This is a genomic window from Streptomyces sp. SAI-170 (assembly GCF_049739565.1).
In the GTDB taxonomy this organism is placed as follows: Bacteria; Actinomycetota; Actinomycetes; order Streptomycetales; family Streptomycetaceae; genus Streptomyces.
In genome coordinates, this window is sequence record NZ_JBMGQD010000001.1 from 7,866,925 (window position 1) to 7,886,457 (window position 19,533).

The following is a 19,533-nucleotide window of genomic DNA, read 5'->3' on the forward strand; positions in this document are numbered from 1 at the left end:
GTGGCCGATGTCGTACAGCCAGACGGGATCCACGGAACGGAGGTTCACTCAAGATCAGGCTGAAATGTCAGCCGTTGCACCGCATGAGTGCGGACACCCGGTACGGCTCACCCGTCCGTCGCCAACCGGGGCGTGAGCGCGGCCAGTTCCTCCGGCGTACGCGGGCCCGACTGCGTCTCGTCGAGCAGACCCTGGGCGCGCAGCATTCCCGTGGCGGCGATGCCCCACGGCAGGCGCAGGCCGGCCTGGGTCAGGAGTTCGGTGCGGGCGAGCATCGTGGCGGCCGGGCCGGTGTGGACGCCGGCCGGGGTGAGCAGGGCCGCGTCGTCGGCCCAGCGCAGGGCGAGGTCCACGTCATGGGTGGCCATCACCACGGTGGTGCCGCCGGCGCGCAGCCCGTCGAGCGTGGTCAGGAGCCGCTCCTGGCCGTCCGGGTCGAGACCGGCGGTCGGCTCGTCGAGGATCAGCACCCGAGGCCGCATCGCGACCGCACCCGCGATCGCCGTGCGCTTGCGCTGCCCGTACGACAGCAGATGCGTGGGCCGGTCGGCCAGCGCGGTGATGTCCAGCGCGGCCAGCGCCTCCGCCACGCGCGCGCGTACCTCCGGGTCGGACAGGCCGAGGTTCAGCGGCCCGAAGGACACGTCCTGCGCGACGGACGCGGCGAAGAGCTGGTCGTCGGGGTCCTGCACCACCAGCTGGACCGTCGTGCGCAGCCGGGTCAGCCCGTCGCGGTTGTACGACACCGGCTCGCCCTCGACGGTGAGCCGGCCGGCACGCGGCCGCAGTCCGCCGCTCAGCAGCCGCATCAGGGTCGTCTTGCCGGTGCCGTTGCGGCCCAGCAGCGCCAGGGCGCGGCCCTCGCGCACGGCGAAGTCCAGGCCGTCGAGGACATCGGGGCCGTCCTCGTAGGCGAAGGACACCCCGTGCAGGGCGACGACGGGGGGCTCGGTCACGGCCTCGCTCACGGCAGGACCCTTTCCAGGACGAAGGTGAGGACGGTGACGGCCGCGAGCAGCCCGACGGCGCCGGCCGTGAAGGGGACGGACACGCGGGCCTCGGGCACCAGCACGCGCAGGGTGCCGTCGTAGCCGCGCCCGGCGAGCCCCGACTGGAGCCGGGCCGCCCGGTCGAAGGAGCGGACGAACGCGGTCGCGCCGAGCCCGGCCAGCGAACGCCAGGTCGCCGCCCGCGTGGTGTGCCCGAGCCGCGCCGCCTGCGCCTCACGGATCCGCCGTACGGAGTCAAGGAGCAGGAAGCTCATCCGGTACGTCACCATCGCCACGTCCACCACGGGCGCCGGCACCCCGGCCCGCACCAGGCGCGGCAGCAGATCGGACATGGGCGTGGTGAACGCGAACAGCAGGACGCCGAGCGAGGCCGCCGAGGTGCGCAGCATCAGCTCCCCGGCCCGCACGGCACCCCCGTCGGCCGGCGAGATCCAGCCGTCCGGCCCGCCGACCTGCACCAGCAGGGTCACCGCGCCGCTCGCGCAGAAGCCGAGCGGCACCCGGTACGCACGCCACAGCCGCAGGCCCGGCACACCGGCCGGCCCCAGCAGCACGGCCAGAGCCGTGACCAGCACGAGGGCCGCGCCCGGCCAGGGCGGCAGGGAGATCGCCAGCACGGTCAGACCGAGGCCGAGCACGGCCTTGTCCACGGGATGGCGGTGGCGCCAGCGGCTGCCGTGCGCCGCCACGTCGATGGGCAGCACGCGCGCGTCAGCCCTGCCCGGCGCCGGCGTGGCTGTCGTCGGCGGGGACGTCCCCGCGCTCGGCCTCCAGCCCCGCGCGCGCCCGCTCCTCACCCTGCCGACGGCCGCGGCGCAGCCCGAAGTAGTAGGCGAGGACGCCCGCGCCGAGAGCCGCCTGGAGGGCGAACAGCGCCGACTCGATCTCGCCGGACGGCGGCTCGTACAGCGGGGAGAACCAGGGCTCGTAGTCCGGGTCGATCTCGGTGATCGCCGTCTCCGCTTCGGCGTCCGCGCCGGTGAACGGCTCCTTCTTGTGGTCGCCCAGGCCGAGCGCCAGCGGCAGCACCGCGAGCGCGGCGACGAGGGCCAGCAGCACAAGGTTGATCTTGGTGTTCCGCTTCATCGGGCCACCGCCTCGCTCTTCGGCCCGCTCACCAGCACGCCGAGCCGGGTCAGCTCGCCCTTGCTGGACTGCGAGAGCAGCCGCATCACCAGGACCGTCAGCAGGCCCTCGCTGATCGCGAGGGGGATCTGGGTGACGGCGAAGATGGAGCCGAACTTGCCGAGCGCGCCCAGGAAACCGCTGCTCGGATCCGGGAAGGCGAGCGCGAGCTGCACACTGGTCACGCAGTACGTGGCCAGGTCCGCGAGGAACGCCCCGAAGAACACCGCGACCATCAGCGGCACGTCGTAGCGGCGCAGCAGCCGGTACACGCCGTAGCCCACCCAGGGTCCGGCGATGGCCATCGAGAACACGTTGGCGCCGAGCGTGGTCAGGCCGCCGTGCGCGAGCAGCAGCGCCTGGAACAGCAGGGTGATGGTGCCCAGCACCGCCATGATCGGCGGCCGGAACAGGATGGCGCCAAGACCCGTCCCGGTGGGGTGGGAGCAACTTCCCGTCACCGACGGCAGCTTGAGCGCGGACAGGACGAACGTGAAGGCACCGGAGGCGCCGAGGAGCAGGGTGCTCTCCGGGTGTTCCTTGACCTCACGGGTGAGTGAACGCACTCCGTGGACGACAAAGGGGGCGGACGCGACGCCCCAGGCGATCGCGTGCGCCGGAGGAAGAAAACCCTCGGCTATGTGCATGGCCCGGCAGACCCTCTCCAGCACCTCGTGGATGGTTGACATGCCTTGGCCGGTCTCCTGGCTGACGGGTACCACCGCCCGAACTCCGCCTTCCCGGGTCGCTAGAACCCAGTGGCTGCCCGTGAGGGCCGGAGCCGGACTTCCCGATCACAGTGGCGAGGGCCGCACCGGTTTCGCACCGGATTTCCCGTTCACCAAGGCGTGGTGACACTAGTGCCCGGAACGCGACGGTGACAAGCGGCCCTCGGGGGCGCACAAGACCGCCAACAGGCTTCCGCCGTGCCACCCCTGCGCCCCGGCGCACCCCGGGAGGGATCCCTCGTGATCATCATCACTGCGTGCCGGGTGTTCACATGACCTTTGCGGCCTTCGCGGCATTACCAGCCTTCTGCTCGCCCTCCGCCCACAGCGAGCGGACATGTCCGAGATGGCGGCTCATACAGCGCTCGGCGCCCTCCGCGTCCCCGGCCACCATCAGATCGAGCAGCTCGATGTGCTCCTCGGCCGACGGAATGAGCCGGTCGCTCGCGTCCAGCGCGGTGAGCCCGTACAGCCGGGACCGCTTGCGCAGGTCGCCCACGGTCTCGACCAGACGGTCGTTGCCGCCCAGAGCGAGCAGGGAGAGGTGGAACCGCCGGTCGGCCTCCAGATAGCCGATCAGGTCGTGCTCACGGGCCGCCGCGACGATCTCCTCGGCGACCGGCCGCAGCGCCTGAAGCTCCTCACGGGAGGCGCTGCGGGTGATCCGGCCGATCATCGGGACCTCGATGAGCATCCGGATCTCGCTGTACTGGTCGAGGTCCCGCTCGTCGACCTCGGTGACCCGGAACCCCTTGTTGCGCACCGGCTCGACCAGCCCCTCGCGGGCGAGGTCCAGCATGGCCTCGCGCACGGGCGTCGCGGAGATGCCGAAGTCCTCCGCGAGCCCGGGCGCCGAGTACACCTGCCCCGGCTTGAGTTCGCCGGAGATCAGCGCGGCACGCAGTGCGTGGGCGACCTGGTCGCGCAGCCGCTCGCGGGTGGTGGCGAGGTTGCGTTGGAGGTGCCCCATGGTGTTCCCTTCGTGCCGCCGAGGATCACCAGAGTACAATGTCACGTTGTTTTCGCCGCCCTCGTACGGCAGTTGCCCTCAGAGGAGAAACCCTCCCGGGAACGGGTCGTCGGGGTCGAGGAAGTACTGCGCCGTACCCGTGATCCAGGCCCGCCCCGTGATCCGCGGCACCACCGCCGGCACCCCGCCCACCTCCGTCTCCTCCACCAGCCGCCCGGTGAACTCCGTACCGATGAACGACTCGTTGACGAAGTCCCGGTGCAACGGCAGCTCCCCGCGCGCGTGCAGCTGCGCCATCCGCGCCGACGTACCGGTGCCGCAGGGCGAGCGGTCGAACCAGCCGGGGTGGATGGCCATCGCGTGCCGCGAACGCCGCGCATCGGAGCCGGGCGCCGCGAGATACACGTGCTTGAGCCCGGCGATCTCCGGCTGCACCGGATGCACGGGCCGGTCGGGCGAGGCGTTCAACGCCTCCATGACCGCCAGCCCGGCGGCGAGCAGCTCGTCCTTCCGCGCCCGGTCGAACGGCAGCCCCAGCGCCTCCAGTTCCACGAAGGCGTAGAAGTTACCGCCGTACGCGAGGTCGTACGTCACCGAGCCGTACCCGGGCACCTCCACCTTGCGGTCGAGTCCCACACAGAACGACGGCACATTGGTGAGCGTGACCGCCTTCGCGGCCCCGTCCTCGACCTGTACGTCCACACTGACCAGCCCGGCCGGAGTGTCCAGCCGTACGGTGGTGACGGGCTCGGTGACCTGCACCATGCCGGTCTCCACCAGCACGGTCGCGACCCCGATGGTGCCGTGCCCGCACATCGGCAGCAGGCCGGACACCTCGATGTACAGCACCCCGTAGTCGGCGTCCGGCCGGGTGGGCGGCTGCAGGATCGCCCCGCTCATGGCGGCGTGCCCGCGCGGCTCGTACATCAGCAGAGTGCGCAGGTGATCCAGATGCTCGGCGAAGTGGCGGCGCCGCTCGGCCATGGTGGCGCCCGGCACCACCCCGACACCGCCGGTGATGACACGGGTGGGCATGCCCTCGGTGTGCGAATCGACGGCGTGGAAGACATGACGCGTGCGCACGAACGCCCCTTTCAGTGGGTCCGGTTGCCTCAACGGTGACCGTCGGCGACGGCCTTCTCGGTGGCCGCGCGGATCTCGGCCTCGTACGCTTCGGGAAGCGGCATCCGCGGCGGCCGGGTGGGGCCGCCGGGCACGCCGACGATGTCCATGGACAGCTTGATCGCCTGCACGAACTCGGTCCTGGAGTCCCAGCGCAGCAGCGGGTGCAGCGACCGGTACAGCGGCAGCGCGGTGTCCAGGTCGCGGGCGACGGCCGCGTCGTAGAGCTGGGCGCAGGCCTCCGGGAAGGCGTTGGGGTAGCCGGCGATCCAGCCGACCGCGCCGGCCACGGCCAGTTCGAGCAGCACGTCGTCCGCGCCGATCAACAGGTCCAGCTCGGGGGCGAGTTCGGCGATCCGGTAGGCCCGGCGCACATCGCCGGAGAACTCCTTCACGGCCACGATCCCCGTCTCGGCGTGCAGCCGGGCCAGCAGCTCGGGCGTGAGGTCGACCTTGGTGTCGATGGGGTTGTTGTAGGCGACGACGGGCAGTCCGGCGCGCGCGACCTCGGCGTAGTGCGCGGTCACCGCCCGCTCGTCGGCCCGGTAGGCGTTCGGCGGCAGGAGCAGCACGCTGCCGCAGCCCGCCTCGGCGGCCTGGTCGGCCCAGCGCCGCGCCTCGGCACTGCCGTACGCGGAGACGCCCGGCATCACGCGCGCCCCGTCGCCCGCGGCCTCCACGGCGGTACGGACGACCTGGGCCCGCTCCCGGTCGGTGAGGGTCTGGTACTCGCCGAGCGAGCCGTTGGGCACGACTCCGTCGCAGCCGCTCGCGACGAGTCGGCGCACATGCTCGGCGTAGGCGTCGTAGTCGACGGAGAGGTCCTCGCGCAGCGGGAGCGCGGTGGCGACCATGATGCCGCGCCAGGGACGGTCGGCGTTCCAGGAGGCGGTGGTGCTCATCGGGGAACCTTTCTCTGAGGGAGTGGCTTGCAGGTACTGCGCTCTGCCGGCTATGTGCCGGGTTCGTCCGGCGTGGGTGGTTCGGCGAGTGCGGCGAGCGCTCCGAGCGGTACGGGCGCGGCCAGCGGGCGGCGTTCGGGCGAGGCCGGCAGGCCCGAGCCCGCCGCGAGGCAGGCGACGGCCGTGCCGCACACGCGGCCCTGGCACCAGCCCATGCCCGCGCGGGTCAGCAGCTTGACCGTCCGGGCGTCACCGGCCCCGTGCTCGGTGACCGCCTCGCGGATGCGCCCTGCGGTGACCTCCTCGCAGCGGCACACGTCCGTGCCGTCGTCGAGCCAGCCGGTCCAGCCCGGACGCGGCGCGTGCACGGCGGCCATCAGTGCGGCGAAGGCCCGCAGCCGGGCCCGCCCGCGCCGCAGCCGCCGTAGCCGGGACTCGGGAAGGGGCCGGCCGCCGGTCCGGGCGGCGGCAGCGGCTCCGGCGAGCTCGCCCTCCAGCAGGGCGAGGTGGACTCCGCCGACGCCGCCGGTCTCGCCCGCGGCCCACAGGCCGGGCACGGAGGTCTCCTGGTGGTCGTCGAGGGCGAGCGCGTGGGTGCCGTCCGGGGTACGGCGGGTCGTACAGCCCAGTGCGGTGGCCAGGTCGATGTGCGGGACCAGGCCGTGCCCCACGGCGAGCGCGTCGCAGTCGATGCGACGGCCCGACCCCCGTACGGGCCGCCAGTCGTGGTCAAGCCGCGACACCGTGACGGCCTCCACCCGGTCCGTGCCGTGCACCTGGGTCACCGCGCTGCGGGTGCGCACCCGGACCCGGTGCCGGAGCAGGGCCAGGGCGTGCGGCGCGGCCTCGGCCAGTTTGCCCGCGGTGAGCAGGTGCGGACGGCGGGCGTAGGCCAGGTAACCGGAGGCCTCCACCAGCGCCGGCACACGCGCACCGGCCGCGGCGAGCGACGCGGCGACGGCGAGCAGCAGCGGGCCGCTGCCCGCGACGACGACCCGGCGGCCGGGCAGCACAAGGCCCGACTTCAGCAGGGCCTGCGCCCCGCCCGCCCCGACGACACCCGGCAAGGTCCAGCCCGGAAAGGGGAGTTGACGCTCGGACGCCCCGGTGGCGAGCAGCACCGTGCGGGCCCGCACGGTGACCGGGCGGTCGTCGTCGGCGACCGCGTGCACCGCGAAGCCGTCCGGTTCGCGGGCCACCGTCCACACCTGGTGTCCCGGGAGACGGTCCACCGTGCTGTCGGCGAGGCGGCCGCGGAGACCGGCGTACGTCCGCCAGCCGTGGTGCATGGCCTCGGGGCGGGCGGCGCCGAGGCCGGGGGAGGGGTGCCGGTAGTACTGCCCGCCGGTCTGCGCGCTGGCGTCCAACAGGGCGACATTCAGCCCGAGTTCGGCCGCCGTGACCGCGCCCGCGAGTCCCGCGGGACCCGCGCCGATCACCGCCAGGTCGTACGCGGAGTCAGACAGCGAGGTCGGCATGACCGTGTCCCTCCTGTGTGGTGACGGCGTCGCCGGGACGGGCCGGGACCAGACAGGCCCGGAGGTTCGGGCGGCCGTTGACCGTCAGCAGGCAGTCGTAGCAATGCCCGATGCCGCAGAACGCGCCCCGCGGCCGTCCCCCCACCCGCGTGGTCCGCCAGGCGAGCACACCCGCCGCCCAGAGCACGGCGGCCACGGACTGCCCGGGGAGGGCGGCGAGGGGCCTGCCGTCGAAGGTGATCTCGAACGCGGACTCCGGTGTCGCGCCGACGAGTTCGGCCGGACTGCGGTCACGCGCCATCACGTGCCTCCTTTCCTGAAGGGCCACTTTCCGAAGGGGCACCAAGGGTCACTCGCATACGGTCGTCTCGAATCGCTCCGGCCTGAACGGCCCGATGTCCAGGGGGAGTTCACCCCCGGCGACCAGTGCCGCGATCACCCGCCCCGTCGCCGGGGCCAGCCCGATCCCCGCGCCCTCGTGGCCGCAGGCGTGCAGCAGGCCGGGCCGGCGGGGGTCGGCGCCGATGGCGGGCAGATGGTCGGGCAGGTAGGGACGGAACCCGGCGTACGTGCGGATCGCGCGCACCGAGCCGAGCACCGGGAACAGCCGTACCGCCTGCGCGGCCAGACGCCCGAGCGCCTCCACGGAGAGGGTGCGGTCGAAGCCGACCCGCTCCCGGCTCGCCCCGATCAGCACCGGCCCCGCCGGGGTGCCCTCGACGACGGCCGAGGTCTGCAGCGCCGCCGAGTCGCTGGCCACGTCGGCGACATAGTCCGCCGCGTACACCTTGCGCCGCACCACCCGCGGCAGCGGCTCGGTGACCAGGACGAACCCCCGCCGGGGCCGCACCGGCAGCGTGACCCCCGCCAGCCGGGCCACCTCCCCGCCCCAGGTGCCCGCCGCGTTCACGACGTACGGGGCGTGGAGTTCACCCGCGGGCGTCCGCACGCCCCGCACCTCGCCGTCCGGGCCGGTGAGCACGGCGGTGACCTCCTCGCCGAGCCGGAGCCGCACCCGGTCCCCGGCCGCGCGCAGCAGATGGGCCGCGGCGAGGGCGGGCTGGACCTGGGCGTCCTCGGGGTAGTGGACGCCTCCCGCGAGATCGGGGGCCAGGTGCGGTTCCAGCTCGGCGAGCCGGTCGGCGGGGACGTCGTCGGCGGTGACGCCCGCGGCGCGCTGCCGGTCGGCGAACTCCCGCAGGGCGGCGAGGCCTTTGTCGCCGTCGGCGACGACCAGGCCGCCCTTCGGCTCGTACTCGACGGCCGACGGCAGCGCAGCGGCGAGTTCCCGCCACAAACGGCAGGACAGCAGAGCCAGTTCGAGTTCGGGGCCGGCTTCCTTGTCGGAGACGAGGAGGTTCCCCTCGCCCGCCCCCGTGGTCCCGCCGGCGACGGGGCCGCGGTCGACGACGGTGACGCTGAGGCCGGCGCGGGCGGCGTAGAAGGCGCAGGCCGCGCCGACCACACCCGCCCCGACCACGATGAGATCCGCAGAGTGTCTCGTGGGCACCTCAGTAATATTTCACATTGTACTGGTGCTGCCAAGGGTGACCGCGAACTGATCTGCCGGGGCGGCTGAACTGACGTCTCGTCATATGGCCTGTCAGTGCACGGGGGTTGTCAGTGCAATTTCACATTACTACGTTACACATCACATGGTTCCGCCCGTTCAGCGCGGCGATCTTCCTCCGCGGCGGCGCCATCGCAACCCCCCATTCACCCCACTCCCCACAGGAGTCATCGGTGTTCCTCACGAGAACCCGGCACACCCCTCGCCCCCTCGGCAGATGGCGGCGCATATCCCTGCTCACGGTCTCGACGGCCCTCGCCGTCAGCCTCACCGGCCTTCCCAGTGGGTACGCGGCGACCGCCAACTCCCCCTCCATGCCCGCCCCTTACGGCGACCGCGACCATGTGGAGCACCTGACCGAGGCGCCGAGGATCAGCGCCCTGCGGCCGACCGCCCCCGGCGGTGCCCGGGCCGACGGCCGCGTCCGCGGGGCCACGGCCGCCCCGCGCGGGACCACCGCCCGCACCCTCGCACCCTGCACCCTCGACGGGGTGACCGGGCTGACGCCCGAACGGTTCGCGGACTTCCTCACCGACCCGGCCGTCACCGCCGACGGCTGTCTGCGCACCCTCATCTGGACCTGGGACGGACGCCTGGCGCCCGTCATGTCCGACGCGCACGTCCAGGCGGTCTCCCGGCGGGCCGCGGCTCTCGCCCCGGCCCACGACGGCACCAACAGCAGGCATCTGCTGGAGCTGTTCACCTACCTCCACGCGGTGGCCTACCACGACTTCTCGCGCCCGGAGATCGACGTCACCGACGCCCCGACCGTCGCCGCGATGCGCCAGGCCGTCGGCGCCCTCGGCGTAGCCCCGCGCACCTTCGACGCCACGCGCGCCAACGCCGAAACCCTTCGAGAGGCCCTCTACGCGGCCAGCGCCCCGGGCCTGCGCCAGTACCAACTCCCGCTGGTGAAACGGGTCCTGGCCACCATGGGCCCCGACCGCGCCACCGCCCAGGACACCAGCTGGGCCGGCGCCGCGCTCGCCGCGCTCTCCCTGAACTACCTCGGCGTCTACACCGGCAACCGGGACACCGCCTTCCACGACGCCGTCGCCGCCGACCCCTCCTACCGGGCCGCCTTCCGCACCTTCGCGACGTACACCCATCTCAAGGACCGGCCCAACGCCTGGGTCGTGCGCGACGCGCTCGGCGAGTACGGCCGCTTCGGACAGATCGACCGGCTCCGCGCCGAGACCGTCACCGGCCTCGGCGCCCTCCTCGACACCACGGCCCGCACCTTCGGCGACCGCAGCGCCCCCTGGGCCAAGGTCGCGAGCTGGCTCATCGAGTTCGACGCCTGCGCGCCGTACCGCGTGTGCCGCAGCGACATCGAACGCCGTCTTTTCCCCAACACCTTCGCCTACGACACCGACGTCCGCGGCGACGCCATGCGGGTGCGCACCGGCCTGGACCGGGCCACCGTCGACCAGCTGTACTACGCGAGCAAGCAGGTCAAGGCGCAGTTCCACCGCGTCCTCGGCACGCTGGAGCCACTGCGCGGCGACACCAACACCACCCTGAACATCGTCCTGTACGCCTCACGCGCCGACTACGAGAACTTCCACCCGCTGCTCACCGGCATGGGCACCGAGAACGGCGGCATCTACATCGAACGCGGCGCGACCTTCTACACGTACCAGCGCCGGGTGCCGCAGGACTCCTCGCTCACCCTGGAGGAGCTGTTCCGTCACGAGTACACGCACTATCTGAACGGCAGATGGGCCGTGCCCGGACTGTTCGGCGAGGGCTCCTGGTACCAGGGCGACCGCACCACCGCCATGGACGAGGGAACCGCCGAGTTCTTCGCAGGCGCCACCCGCGACGACGGCGTCAAGGTGCGCGCGTCCCTGGTCCGCAGCATCATCCGGGACACCGCGAACGGCGGCCCCCGCATGAGCGTCGACCAGCTCCTGCACGCCACCTACGACGGCGACGGCTTCCGCTTCTACTCGTACGCGGGCACGTTCTTCAGCTTCCTGTGGCTCGAACACCCCGGCCAGCTCAAGGAGATGTACCGGCACCTGCGCGCCGACGACCCGGCGGCCTTCGACGCCTGGCGCGACCGGCTCGGCCGGGACACGGCGCTCCAGCGGGCCTACGACGCCTTCCTCGACGAGCAGATCGCCCACGTCGACGACCTGTTCGTACCCGCCACCCGGCACACGCCGCTCGGTGAACTGAGCGCCGCCACCGTCGCCGACGTGCGGTCGTCGTTCGCGGCCACCACGTACACGACGCCGGAGTGTACCGGCGGCGGCAGCAGCGACCGTCCGCGCTACGTCTGCACCGGAAGGATCACCGCGAACCTCACGGACGCCGGCAGTCCCGACAGGGTCTTCGGCGACATGGCGGAGACCGTCGACTACTTCCTGCTCGACCGCAGCCTGCGCGGGGTGAACAACCTCGCCGACATGAACTGCTCCTTCGGCGAGGTCACCCTCTGGTCCTCGGGCCGCGCGGGCACCTCGGACTACCGCTGCGAGGGACCGCTGCGTCCCTGATGTGACAGGCGCCCGGCCGGCACCCGGTCGGCCGGGCACTGGCACGGTCAGCCCACCCGGTCGCCCGGCCCGACCGGGTGCGCCTCCAGGTCGGGCGAGGCCAGGAGGTCGGCGATCAGTTCGGGGGAGCCGCCGACGTAGCTGCTGACCAGGTCGACGTCACCGCCCACGCACCAGGCCCGGTCCTGCGGCCACCACAGGTCGGGCAGCTCGGCGAACTCGTCCATGGACACCGGGGAGACGGCGTCAGTGAGCGGCCCGGACAGCAGCACCTCGTCCCGGCCGGGCGTCGGGAAGGTCGGCACGCCCTCCCACTCCCACCGCCCGTAGCCGGCCCACAGCCCGAACCAGCACTGCTCCGGCGTCCCGGTGTGCCGCGCCAGGATCGGGATGAGGGCCTGAGCGACGACGGGCGGCGTCGGCCCCTCCCAGACGTGCTCGTCCCACACGCCCGGCAGCCCGTACTCGTCGGCGTTCTGGTAGTCGCGGTCCACGCCGATCACCTCGTGCCAGTCGGTGAGCGGCGCCACCTCCCGCCCGTACGCGGCGGCCACGGTGTCCCACCGCACCGGCCGCTCGTCCAGCTCCGCCGGATGCAGCACCCGTGCGTACGCGGCGAACCCGGGCGCGGCGACACCCGCCACCGTCCCGAACGCCCCGGCCCCGGTGGGGCCGTTGCCGATCCATTCGGCGGGGCCGAGATCGTCGGTACGCACACGCAGGCGCCCGTACCGCTCGGGCGCAGGTTCCCGGTCCACCGGGCGATACTCGCTCATCCGTACAGTCTGCCTGTTCAGGGACGTGCCGAGGCCCGGACGGCCCCTGCCTGTGGGGTGGAGGGGCCGCCCGGGAGCGCGGGGTGCGGGTCCTACAGCGTGACCGGGCGGCCGCCGAAGGTCACCGCCAGCCGGCCGTCCGAGGTGAAGGACCAGCCGAGGGCGCCGGCGTACGTCGTGCACCGGGAGCCGTTGGAGCCGGACCAGAACTGGTTCGAGCTGTCGGAGTCGCCGACGATCCGGTCGTTCGTGCCGCTGGTGCTGCGGCACGAGGTGTTGCCGCGGAACACCGAGGTACCGGCGTCGAAGTTGAAGTTGCGCTCGCCGTTGTCGACGCTGACGTTGCCGGAGACCGCCATCGAGCCGGGGTTGCTGTTGTAGGTGAACCCGTGCTTGCCGTTGCGGTACGCGATGCTGCGGCGCACGACGTGGTTGACGGCGATGTCCTCGCCGCCGAGCTTGTAGCCGTTGCGGTCACCGGCACCGGCCTGGGAGCCGTCGCTGAGGGTGCCGTTGTTGTAGGACAGTGAGTCCTCGATGGTCACCGGGCCGATCGGGCCGGTGTCCGGCTTGGTGTACAGGTCCCAGCCGTCGTCGATGTTGTTGTGGGCGACGGCGTAGCGGAACACGTTCCCGGGGCCGGTGGTGAGCTTCGCGGCGAACCCGTCGGCGTCCTCGCCGTCGGAGTCGGCGTTGTCGTGCGACTCCGCGCTCACGATCAGGTTGTTCGACGGCCACTCGCTGCTCGGCGTGGTGGAGGCGATGCGCCCGAGCTGAAGGCCGGTGTCCCGGTTGAAGCGCGTGACCGTGCGCTCGATGACGTTGTTGCTGCCGCCGACGTAGATGCCGTTGTCCCCGGCCCGCTGGACGACGAGGCCGCGGATGTGCCAGTACGACGCGTTGAGCTGGAGGCCACGGTTCGACGAACTCTCGGTCTGCGCCGAGAAGTTGAGCACCGGGGTCTCGCCGGGGTAGGCGGCCAGCGTGGTGCGCGCGGAGGCGGTGCCGTTCTTGCCGACCGGGATCGTCACCGTGGTGGCCTGGTTGTACGTCCCGCCGCGCAGGTAGATCGTGCCGCCCGAGGCGACGCGGCTGATCGCGGAGGTGAGCGTGGTCGGGGCGTCCGCCGTGCCGGCCGCGCCGTCGGTGCCGTTCGGGGAGACGTAGAGCGCGCTGCCCGTCGGCGGCGGCGTGGTGGTGCCGCTGACCTCGGCCTCGAGGTAGTCGATGTTGGGCAGGCCGGCCGCCGTGGTGGGGCTGAACCGGATGGTGTTGCTGCCCTGGACGACCGGCACGGTGAGCGTCTTCGTCGTCCATGCCGTCCAGGTGCCGGTGCCCTCGAACGACGGCGTTCCGGCGGAGGTGCCGTTCACCGTGAGGGTCGCGGGCCGGGCGGTGGTCGTGCCGTTGGCGAACCGGACCGACAGGGTCGCGGTGCCGGCCTCGGCGGCGTTCACCGTGAACTGCAGTGCGGCGCCTGTGGCGTTGCGGCCGTCGCAGAAGCCGGTGCCGGAGTATCCGGCGTGCTTGGTGTCGATGGTGCCGTCGCAGACAGCGGGCGCGCTCTCGGCCTCGTAGCGGGTCGGGGCGGCCGTCGCGGCGGAGCCGGGCAGCGCCACGACGGCGCCGAGCGCCAGGCCGGCGCATGCCAGCAGCGACAGCGATGACATCGGTTTCATGAAGGGGTCCTCGTCCTTCTCCGTGGTCGCCTGGGGTGCAGGCGGGTGAGGTGCGGGCTCAAGACACACGAGAGGGAAAGCGCTTGCTACGCTAGGAAGGCTGCCGTGGGCACGTCAAGAGGTGTGCGTGCTTCCTGTGAGGCAACAGGAGTTGGGCCGGCGCTTCCTGTGGGGCAACGGTGGTTTCGGCCGACGCTTCCTGGGGGCATCAGGGGTTCGGCCGGCCGGCGCCCGTGGGTTCCCCAGGGGTGCGGGGGGCTGCCCCGGCGGGGCCCCTGACATGATCGGCCCGTGAGAGACGCAGCCATGGGGGCGGCCCGCCCGAGGTACGTGTTGTTCGACGTCGACGGCACGCTGATCGACGCCGTAGCCAACCAGCGCCAGGTGTGGCACACCTGGGCACGGCGGTACGGGCTCGACCCGGAAGAGGTCCATGCGGTGGCGCTGCGCACCCGCCCGACCGAGACCTTCGCCCAAGTCGCCCCGGACCGCGACCCCGACGCGTGCCTCGCCGCCCTGCACGACCTGGAGGACGACGACGTCCGCCACGGCACCTACACGGCCTTCGACGGCGCCTCCGCACTCCTTGCCGCACTTCCGCCCGGCTCCTGGGCGCTGGTGACCTCCAACTACGAACACCGCGTGCGCGGCCGGTTCCGGCGCACCGGCCTGCCCGACCCCGCCCTGGTCGTGGACGCGGCCACGGTCGAGGAGGGCAAGCCCTCACCGATGCCCTACCTCCACGCGGCCGCCCTGCTGGGTGCCGACCCGCACGACTGCCTCGTCATCGAGGACGCCCCGTCCGGGGTGCGCTCGGGACTGGCTGCCGGGATGACGGTGTGGGGCGTCAACACGGCTGAGCCGGTGACGGGGGTGCACCGCCACTTCGCCTCGCTGCGGGAGGCGGTGCCGTACATCCTGGACTTCGTGGGGCGGTGTGATGGGGGGCCTTTGCCTGAGAAGCCGGCGCATGTGGGGACTTGACCGGTGGGCCTCGCCGGAAAAGCCTCAGCGGTGGCTGCGCCCGGCGCACTAGCGTGTGGGCATGTGCCGGTATGCGATGCCGTACAAGCGTCACTACGTCTGCCTGGCGTGTCGTTCGTCGTACAAGCAGAACGGGATGCCGCCTCGTGAGCATCCCTGCCCGCGCTGTCGCCGGCCGATGATCGACGCCGGGTACGACCTGGCGGTCCCTCCGCGGCGCGACGGACAGGCGTGGAAGGCCCTGGAAGCGGCGCTCGGTGCCGGGCTCACCTTCCATTCCTGCGGATGCGGCGGTCCTGGATTCCGCCCTCGCACCTGGTCACAGGTCCGTGAGAGGCGGGCAGCGGCCCGGCGGCTCGGCATTCCGGAGAATGTGGCTCTGCGGCGCTACGAGCCCTGGGAAGACGGGTCCTAGGCCCGGCGGGCCCCGGCGCACAACGCGTGGTCGATGAGGGTACTGGCCGCGTTCTCCTGTTCCAGGATGTGTTGCGGGGTGTCGCCGCGTGCCTCGGACATGGAGACCACGGCGCTTCGCCTGCCGTCGTCGGTGACGCCGTTGAGGGTGATGTAGCCGCCGTCCCCGCCCTCGTGGCTCCAGTACGTTCCTCCGCAGGTGAGGGGGCGTTCGACCAGGCCGAGACCGTAGCGGCCGCCGGGCCACAGCTGTTGGACGTCCGCGCTGACGGGGATGGTCTGCCGCATCTCGGCCAGTTGCCGTGCCGGGAGCAGTCGGCCGCCGAGCAGGGCGCGGAGGAAGAGGTTCTCGTCCCGCGTGGTCGTCACCCATGAGAGGTTCTCGCGGTCCACAGGTATCTGGTCGGTGACGTCCACACGGGCGTCGGGGCCGAAGAGCTGGTAGGCCCGGGCGTGAGGCTGGGGGAGGTCGGGCGAGGTGCCCATCCACCTGGTTCCGTGCAGGCCGAGCGGGCGGAGGATGCGGTCCTCGATCTCCTGGTGGGCGGGCCGGCCGGTGGCCTTCTGGACGATCAGGTCGAGCAGGACGTATCCGGTGTTGGAGTACGCCCAGCCTTTGCCGGGCCGGAAGTCGGGTGCGTGGGCGATGGCGCGGGCGATCAACTGCTCGGCGCTGTAGAGGTCGTGGCGTTGCTCGTGGTACTCCTCCGGCGTGGTGTAGCCGGGCAGGTCGTCGTGGATGCCGCTGGTGTGCTGGAGCAGTTGGCGGACGGTGATCCGCCTGCCGTCGTTGCCGTGGCCCCGGACCACGCCCGGCAGCCAGTGGTCGACCGTGTCGTCGAGGGACAGCCTGCCCTCCGCCTCCAGTTGGAGGACCACGGTGGCGACCAGCGTCTTGGACGTGCTGGCCATCCGGAAGTAGCCGTCGGAAGGAACCGGACGGCCGGTGCCGAGGTCGGCGGTACCGCTGGTGGCGACCGACTGCCGGCCGTCGGGCCCGATCACGCGAGCCTGCACCCCGCTGACACCGAGGGCATGGATCGCTTCGGTGTCCCGGCGCAACTGCTCGGCAGGGGAGGCACCCGCGGACCGAGCGACGCCGTTGGTCACCCCGGCGGTGAACAGCATGGCGACACCGATGGCGACGGCGAGGCGCTTACGCGGAGTCGAGGTCATGGCCCCACGCTATTTTCGCTTCCCCCTGGAAACGATCCGGCCAACCCCACGCCGGAACGGGGGACAGCCCTACGCCGGAAGCGCCCCGCGTGGCTGTGAGCATGACCATAATGACGGCACTGGGACGGCATGGGGAGTCGGCATGGACGCACCCGACCTGGCGGCGATGGCCGCGCAAGCTCTGTCCGCCGCGGCGTCAGGCGCCGCCAACACGGCGGCGTCGGACCTCGTTCGAGGCAGGCTCAGCCAGTCCGCTCGCGGGCGGGCCGCCCTGGACGAACTGACCGACGCACCGAACGATCCCGAGGCCGGCAGGAATGTGCGGGCCGCACTCACCGAAGAGATCAACACCGACGCCGAGTTCGCCGGACGGCTCCACGTGCTCCTGCGCACGTCTTCGGAACAGCACTCGGGCAGTGTGGTCCTGACAGGCAGCACCGTGACGCGCAGCCAGATAGCGCTCGGGCCCCTGACCATCAACAACACCCGTGCCGGGCGGCTGTCCTTGGGGACGGGCATCGTTCTCGCGGTGCTGCTGGTCGTGCTGAGCGCCTACGGGGGCATGCGGCTGTTGGTCGACAAGGGCGACTCGCCGCGCAATGTGCCGTCGGAATCCGCCCCGACAACCCGCTCTGCCGGCCGCACCGCCGCTCTCCCGCCCACGGCCGAGACGATCCGGCAGATCCTGCCGGACCGCGGCAGCATGGATGCCCGCGAGTATCCCTGGGCCGGAGCACCGGAGTTGAGGACGTCAGCCGTCGGTGTCGCCCTCTGCCGGGCAGCGCCCGTATGCGAGAGGAACGCCACCGCTGCGGGAGCGGTGGAGTTCGGCCGGGGTGAGGACGAGGGGGAGAACCGGGCCGAGTTCCTGGTCCTGGCCTTCCCGGACGCGGCAGTCGCCCACCAGGCGTACGTCGACATCGTGCAGGACATCGAGGAGAGCCTCCCGGCCCGCAAGGTGGAGCTGGAGCGAAGGGGCGAGGAAAGTCAGGGCATCGACCAGGACGGGACGGACACCACAAGCAACCCGACGCCGCTGTACGTCAATCGCTCCCTGATTCTCCGTCAGGGAACCTTCATCGGCGTGGCGCACCAGCTGGACGACCCGACGGAGCAGCGGACCACCCGTGTCCTCGGCCTGTCCGCCCTGCTCGCCGACCGCCTCCAGAAGGCTGACGCCGGAAAGGTCCCGTAGCGCCCCACGCCATCGCCCCCGGCGGTGAGGTCCTAGGTGTCAGGGACGGCGGCCGTACGCCACGAAGTGGGCGGCGAAGACGCGGATGTCGTCCGGGTCCTGCTCGATGCGTCGGAACGCCTCGTCCCAGCGGGCGAGGTCGTCGGGCGTGGCCAGGCCCTCCGAGACGAGGGCGTCGCGGGCCGCCCAGGTGGGGCCGCGCATGCCGGGTGGGGGTGTGACGACCTCGATGTGGCCCTCGTACGCGGCGACTTCGAGGCCGGCGGCGGTGAGGAGTTCGTCGAGGCGGCTGCCGACGGTGAGGTCGTTGCCGCGGCGCCGGTGGAGTTCGCGGTAGCGGTCCTCCAGGTCCAGCAGGACCTCGGGGGCCCCGCGCACGCGGAAGTCGCGCATGTCGACGTCGACCAGGTACACCGCACCGCCGCCCGGCCGCGCCAGGGTGGCCAGATGGTCGACGACGGCCTGCTCACGGCCGCCGTTGTGCGCGAGCACATGCCGCAGCATCACCAGGTCGAAGGTCCCGGCGGGCAACCCGGTCGCGGCGGCGTCACCGGCGAGCGTGTGCACCGCGACCCCGGCCCGCCCGGCGAGCGCCGAGGCGGTCGCGAGGGCGCCCTCGTCCCGGTCCACGGCCCACACGCCACCCTCCGGACCGGCCAGGCCGGCCAGCCGTACGGAGATCGCGCCCGGGCCGCACCCCACATCGGCGATCCGCGCGCCGGGCACCGCCCCGGCGGCCCGCCACAGATCACGTTCGCGGCGCTCGGCGGCCTCGGCCATCAGCCGGTAGCGCGCGATCTCCGGTTCGCTGAGGGACAGCAGATAGTCGGCCACGTGACCTATCGTGCACCCCGGGCACGCTCCTGTCGTGCCCGCGCACCCGTTCACCTCCGCCCGTATCCCCGTCGGCGGACCGATCACGGACAGGAAGCCCGCATGACCCTCCGCTGCGCGGTACTGGACGACTACCAGGACGCCGCCCTGCGCATGGCCGACTGGAGCCCGCTCGACGGAAAGGTCGAGGTCCGCACCCTGCGTGAGCACCTCGCGGACCGGGACGAGCTGGTGGCCGCGCTGGCGGACTGCGAGATCGTCGTCGCGATGCGCGAGCGCACCCCCTTCGACGCCGAGCTGCTGGGCCGGCTGCCCAAGCTGCGGCTGCTGGTGACCACCGGCCGGCGCAACGCCTCCATCGACGTCGCCGCCGCGGCCGCCGCCGGCGTGACCGTCTGCGGTACGGCGAGCAGCGCGACCCCGCCCGTCGAGCTGACCTGGGCGCTGCTGCTGGGCCTCGCCCGGCAGGTGACCGCCGAGAACCGCGCCCTGCGCGAGGGCGGCCCCTGGCAGTCCACCGTCGGCCAGGACCTGCACGGCCGGACCCTGGGCCTGCTGGGACTCGGCAGGATCGGCAGCCGCGTGGCACGCGTCGCCCAGGCCTTCGGCATGGACGTGCTGGCCTGGAGCCAGAATCTCACCGCCGAGCGGGCCGCCGAGGCGGGCGCCGAACTCGCCGCGGACAAGGAGGACTTGCTGCGCCGCAGCGACTTCGTGTCCGTGCACCTGGTGCTGTCCGACCGCACGCGCGGGCTGCTCGGCGAGCCCGAACTGCGTGCCATGCGGCCGCACGCGTACCTGGTCAACACCTCCCGCGCCGCCATCGTCGACCGCACGGCGCTGCTGCGCGCCCTGCGCGAGGGCTGGATCGCCGGCGCCGGACTCGACGTCTTCGACACCGAGCCCCTGCACGCCGACGACCCCCTGCGCACCCTGCCGAACATCCTCGCCACCCCGCACCTCGGCTATGTCACCGAGGGCAACTACCGCACCTTCTTCACCGAGGCCGTGGAGGACATCACCGCGTTCCTCGCGGGCAGCCCGGTCCGGCAGCTCACGGCGTAGG

18 protein-coding genes and 1 riboswitch are annotated in these 19,533 nt (G+C 72.5%); of the genes, 4 read left to right on the forward strand and 14 right to left on the reverse strand.

The window, feature by feature from the left end:
- Positions 1–107 precede the first annotated feature (107 nt).
- The 10 genes from RKD23_RS35315 to RKD23_RS35360 form a co-directional block, all read right to left on the reverse strand.
- Positions 108–956: an ATP-binding cassette domain-containing protein gene (locus tag RKD23_RS35315; RefSeq protein WP_424858406.1), complete on the reverse strand. Its 849-nt coding sequence runs from the start codon at positions 954–956 to the stop codon at positions 108–110.
- Between the two features lie 8 nt (positions 957–964).
- Positions 965–1,714, reverse strand: coding sequence for a cobalt ECF transporter T component CbiQ (gene cbiQ / locus RKD23_RS35320; protein WP_424857421.1), 750 nt, complete (start codon positions 1,712–1,714; stop codon positions 965–967).
- 7 nt (positions 1,715–1,721) lie between these two features.
- Positions 1,722–2,096 carry an energy-coupling factor ABC transporter substrate-binding protein gene (locus RKD23_RS35325; RefSeq protein WP_424857422.1) on the reverse strand — a complete coding sequence of 125 codons (375 nt, stop codon included), beginning with the start codon at positions 2,094–2,096 and terminating at the stop codon, positions 1,722–1,724.
- A complete protein-coding gene (locus RKD23_RS35330; RefSeq protein ID WP_424858407.1) occupies positions 2,093–2,782 on the reverse strand; it encodes an energy-coupling factor ABC transporter permease in 690 nt (229 codons plus the stop codon). Before RKD23_RS35330 ends, RKD23_RS35325 begins: the two co-directional genes overlap by 4 nt.
- A 30-nt stretch (positions 2,783–2,812) precedes the next feature.
- Positions 2,813–2,996, reverse strand: a riboswitch (cobalamin riboswitch).
- Positions 2,997–3,131: 135 nt separating this feature from the next.
- Positions 3,132–3,833: a GntR family transcriptional regulator gene (locus RKD23_RS35335; RefSeq protein WP_424857423.1), complete on the reverse strand. Its 702-nt coding sequence runs from the start codon at positions 3,831–3,833 to the stop codon at positions 3,132–3,134.
- Positions 3,834–3,911: 78 nt separating this feature from the next.
- Positions 3,912–4,916 (reverse strand): proline racemase family protein, encoded by a 1,005-nt coding sequence (locus RKD23_RS35340; RefSeq protein WP_424857424.1) that lies wholly within the window; start codon positions 4,914–4,916, stop codon positions 3,912–3,914.
- 29 nt (positions 4,917–4,945) lie between these two features.
- Positions 4,946–5,857, reverse strand: coding sequence for a dihydrodipicolinate synthase family protein (locus RKD23_RS35345; RefSeq protein ID WP_424857425.1), 912 nt, complete (start codon positions 5,855–5,857; stop codon positions 4,946–4,948).
- Between the two features lie 50 nt (positions 5,858–5,907).
- On the reverse strand, positions 5,908–7,335 hold the full coding sequence (locus tag RKD23_RS35350; RefSeq protein WP_424857426.1) for an FAD-dependent oxidoreductase: 1,428 nt from the start codon (positions 7,333–7,335) through the stop codon (positions 5,908–5,910).
- Entirely contained in the window at positions 7,316–7,636 is a 321-nt protein-coding gene (locus RKD23_RS35355; protein WP_424857427.1) for a (2Fe-2S)-binding protein, read from the reverse strand. The genes RKD23_RS35350 and RKD23_RS35355 overlap by 20 nt, the downstream gene beginning before the upstream one ends.
- A gap of 48 nt (positions 7,637–7,684) precedes the next feature.
- The gene (locus RKD23_RS35360) at positions 7,685–8,845 is read right to left on the reverse strand and encodes an NAD(P)/FAD-dependent oxidoreductase (protein ID WP_424857428.1); all 1,161 of its coding nucleotides are present in this window, start codon (positions 8,843–8,845) and stop codon (positions 7,685–7,687) included.
- Positions 8,846–9,078: 233 nt separating this feature from the next.
- On the opposite strand from RKD23_RS35360, the gene RKD23_RS35365 reads away from it, so the two are divergent.
- Positions 9,079–11,409 (forward strand): collagenase, encoded by a 2,331-nt coding sequence (locus RKD23_RS35365; protein ID WP_424857429.1) that lies wholly within the window; start codon positions 9,079–9,081, stop codon positions 11,407–11,409.
- Between the two features lie 47 nt (positions 11,410–11,456).
- On the opposite strand, the gene RKD23_RS35370 is transcribed toward RKD23_RS35365, so the two are convergent.
- Complete coding sequence (locus RKD23_RS35370) at positions 11,457–12,185, reverse strand: hypothetical protein (protein ID WP_424857430.1); 729 nt, start codon at positions 12,183–12,185, stop codon at positions 11,457–11,459.
- A gap of 92 nt (positions 12,186–12,277) precedes the next feature.
- Entirely contained in the window at positions 12,278–13,855 is a 1,578-nt protein-coding gene (locus RKD23_RS35375; protein WP_424858408.1) for a carbohydrate-binding protein, read from the reverse strand.
- Between the two features lie 315 nt (positions 13,856–14,170).
- Here RKD23_RS35375 and RKD23_RS35380 point away from each other — a divergent pair, with 315 nt between their 5' ends.
- Positions 14,171–14,848 (forward strand): HAD family hydrolase, encoded by a 678-nt coding sequence (locus RKD23_RS35380; RefSeq protein WP_424858409.1) that lies wholly within the window; start codon positions 14,171–14,173, stop codon positions 14,846–14,848.
- A gap of 411 nt (positions 14,849–15,259) precedes the next feature.
- Here the strand turns inward: RKD23_RS35380 and RKD23_RS35385 are convergent, their stop codons facing one another.
- Positions 15,260–16,438, reverse strand: a complete 1,179-nt coding sequence (locus RKD23_RS35385) for a serine hydrolase domain-containing protein (protein WP_424857431.1) — start codon at positions 16,436–16,438, stop codon at positions 15,260–15,262.
- A gap of 142 nt (positions 16,439–16,580) precedes the next feature.
- Here RKD23_RS35385 and RKD23_RS35390 point away from each other — a divergent pair, with 142 nt between their 5' ends.
- Positions 16,581–17,633, forward strand: coding sequence for a hypothetical protein (locus RKD23_RS35390; protein WP_424857432.1), 1,053 nt, complete (start codon positions 16,581–16,583; stop codon positions 17,631–17,633).
- Between the two features lie 39 nt (positions 17,634–17,672).
- Here RKD23_RS35390 and RKD23_RS35395 read toward each other — a convergent pair whose 3' ends face one another.
- Positions 17,673–18,467 carry a class I SAM-dependent methyltransferase gene (locus RKD23_RS35395; protein ID WP_424857433.1) on the reverse strand — a complete coding sequence of 265 codons (795 nt, stop codon included), beginning with the start codon at positions 18,465–18,467 and terminating at the stop codon, positions 17,673–17,675.
- Positions 18,468–18,569: 102 nt separating this feature from the next.
- On the opposite strand from RKD23_RS35395, the gene RKD23_RS35400 reads away from it, so the two are divergent.
- Positions 18,570–19,532, forward strand: coding sequence for a D-2-hydroxyacid dehydrogenase family protein (locus tag RKD23_RS35400; RefSeq protein ID WP_424857434.1), 963 nt, complete (start codon positions 18,570–18,572; stop codon positions 19,530–19,532).
- The last annotated feature ends 1 nt before the right edge of the window (position 19,533 follow it).

What these genes read in the sequence shown, in the direction of transcription:
- RKD23_RS35325 (WP_424857422.1), bottom strand. Translation starts at nt 2,096, where the DNA reads ATGAAGCGGAACACCAAGATCAACCTTGTGCTGCTGGCCCTCGTCGCC.
- RKD23_RS35345 (WP_424857425.1), bottom strand. Translation starts at nt 5,857, where the DNA reads ATGAGCACCACCGCCTCCTGGAACGCCGACCGTCCCTGGCGCGGCATC.
- RKD23_RS35385 (WP_424857431.1), bottom strand. Translation starts at nt 16,438, where the DNA reads ATGACCTCGACTCCGCGTAAGCGCCTCGCCGTCGCCATCGGTGTCGCC.
- RKD23_RS35355 (WP_424857427.1), bottom strand. Translation starts at nt 7,636, where the DNA reads ATGGCGCGTGACCGCAGTCCGGCCGAACTCGTCGGCGCGACACCGGAG.
- RKD23_RS35400 (WP_424857434.1), top strand. Translation starts at nt 18,570, where the DNA reads ATGACCCTCCGCTGCGCGGTACTGGACGACTACCAGGACGCCGCCCTG.
- RKD23_RS35375 (WP_424858408.1), bottom strand. Translation starts at nt 13,855, where the DNA reads ATGTCATCGCTGTCGCTGCTGGCATGCGCCGGCCTGGCGCTCGGCGCC.
- RKD23_RS35370 (WP_424857430.1), bottom strand. Translation starts at nt 12,185, where the DNA reads ATGAGCGAGTATCGCCCGGTGGACCGGGAACCTGCGCCCGAGCGGTAC.
- RKD23_RS35350 (WP_424857426.1), bottom strand. Translation starts at nt 7,335, where the DNA reads ATGCCGACCTCGCTGTCTGACTCCGCGTACGACCTGGCGGTGATCGGC.
- RKD23_RS35390 (WP_424857432.1), top strand. Translation starts at nt 16,581, where the DNA reads ATGGACGCACCCGACCTGGCGGCGATGGCCGCGCAAGCTCTGTCCGCC.
- RKD23_RS35335 (WP_424857423.1), bottom strand. Translation starts at nt 3,833, where the DNA reads ATGGGGCACCTCCAACGCAACCTCGCCACCACCCGCGAGCGGCTGCGC.
- RKD23_RS35330 (WP_424858407.1), bottom strand. Translation starts at nt 2,782, where the DNA reads ATGCACATAGCCGAGGGTTTTCTTCCTCCGGCGCACGCGATCGCCTGG.
- RKD23_RS35380 (WP_424858409.1), top strand. Translation starts at nt 14,171, where the DNA reads ATGGGGGCGGCCCGCCCGAGGTACGTGTTGTTCGACGTCGACGGCACG.